Source organism: Mesorhizobium sp. M7A.F.Ca.MR.362.00.0.0 (assembly GCF_004023175.1).
Lineage (GTDB): Bacteria > Pseudomonadota > Alphaproteobacteria > Rhizobiales > Rhizobiaceae > Mesorhizobium.
Genome location: NZ_RZTF01000052.1, coordinates 6,269 through 7,612, shown reverse-complemented (window position 1 = coordinate 7,612; position 1,344 = coordinate 6,269). Strand labels below are relative to the sequence as shown.

Genomic DNA, 1,344 nt, shown 5'->3' with positions numbered 1-1,344 from the left:
TCGCCGGTAAGCATCAGCCCGGACGTGTTGCCACTTGTCGCGCCGCCGCCGCCGATATCGACGAGCTGCTCGGAAATCTTGGCCGTCTCGACGGTTTCGAGCGGCCACCAATGGAAATGCAGGCCAGGCTGCGACAGTTCGGTCTTCGGCTTGCCGAAGCGCAGTTCGACCGCGACCTCGTCGGGCTGCACGGTATAAACCGCCTTGAACGCCCACAGCACCACAAGTGCAGCCGCGATCAGCGCGAAGATAGCCGGGCTCGCGCCGCCGCCACCCGGAAGAGCGCGCCGCAGCCGGTCCTGGCCGCGGCGGATGATGTCTTCGAGATCGGGAGGCGAGCCCTGTGGCCCGCTGGGTCCCTTTGGACCCTGCCCCCAGGGTCCCTGATTGTTGCCGCCGCCACCCCATGGGCCGCCGCCACCGCCGCTTTTGTCGTTCCAGGGCATGAATGTCCTTTCGCTTGGAATTCCCTCAAGCGCCGGTATTACGGCGCAAAATCCAGTATTGTTCTTCTATAGGGACGCAACGAGGCGCTTTCAACGCGATGCGCTGCCGACTTCGTCCGATTTGTCCGGTCGCGACCCTTTGTCTTCCTTCAATGCCCCTTTTTTCATTCAATGTCTCTCTCGACGCCGCTCGTAGACCGAATAACGCGTCGGGTGGCTGTCCTTTTCCCCGGCTGGGACGTCGTGCGAGCTGACGATGTGCCAGGAATCAGGATCGATCGGCGGGAAATGCGCGTCGCCGTCGACCGCTGCCAGCACATGGGTGACATGCAGGCGATCGGCCAGCAGCATGGCCTGGGCATAGATTTCGCCGCCGCCGATGACGCACACCTCGTCCACATCGGCCATGCGGCGCCCGCGCTCCGTCGCCAGCTGGATCGCGGCCTCGAGCGAATGTGCCGCCTCGACGCCCTCGGCGCGCCAGGTCTTGTCGCGGGTGACGACGATGTTCAACCTGCCCGGCAGCGGCCGGCCGATGCCCTCATAGGTCTTGCGGCCCATGATGATGGGCTTGCCCATCGTATCGGCCTTGAAGCGCTTGAGATCGGTGGAGAGCCGCCACGGGAGCCCGCCGTCCCGCCCGATCACGCCGTTCTCGGCGATGGCAACGTAGATTGCGACATGCATCAATTGTCGTCCGTTGGCTCGAGGATCAGGATGTCGATGTCGCGCTCTGGGTAGAAATCATCCGCCGTCATCTCGAAGGTCGTCGGTCCGGTCTTTTTGACATTGTCGCCGCAGAACGAGACCAGGGCTTTCGGATTGCCCTTGTCGATCGTCAGCTTGAACCTGCCGATCGTGCCGGTGGCCCAGTTGCCGCCGGTGGTCAGGATATAGG

The 1,344-nt window shown here is 63.6% G+C and carries 2 protein-coding genes and 1 pseudogene (1 of these 3 running past the window's edge); all 3 read right to left on the bottom strand.

Annotation, left to right across the window (positions count from 1 at the left end):
• Positions 1 to 446 (bottom strand): protease modulator HflK N-terminal domain-containing protein (locus EOC06_RS42110; protein WP_245469439.1); only part of this gene is annotated, 446 nt, incomplete at its 3' end.
• Positions 447 to 614: 168 nt separating this feature from the next.
• Positions 615 to 1,133: a dihydrofolate reductase gene (locus tag EOC06_RS09965; RefSeq protein ID WP_128307647.1), complete on the bottom strand. Its 519-nt coding sequence runs from the start codon at positions 1,131 to 1,133 to the stop codon at positions 615 to 617.
• Positions 1,133 to 1,344, bottom strand: a pseudogene (locus tag EOC06_RS09960) (DUF4424 domain-containing protein) (it continues 809 nt past the right edge of the window). The gene EOC06_RS09965 and the pseudogene EOC06_RS09960 overlap by 1 nt, the downstream one beginning before the upstream one ends.

What these genes read in the sequence shown, in the direction of transcription:
- EOC06_RS09965 (WP_128307647.1), bottom strand. Translation starts at nt 1,133, where the DNA reads ATGCATGTCGCAATCTACGTTGCCATCGCCGAGAACGGCGTGATCGGG.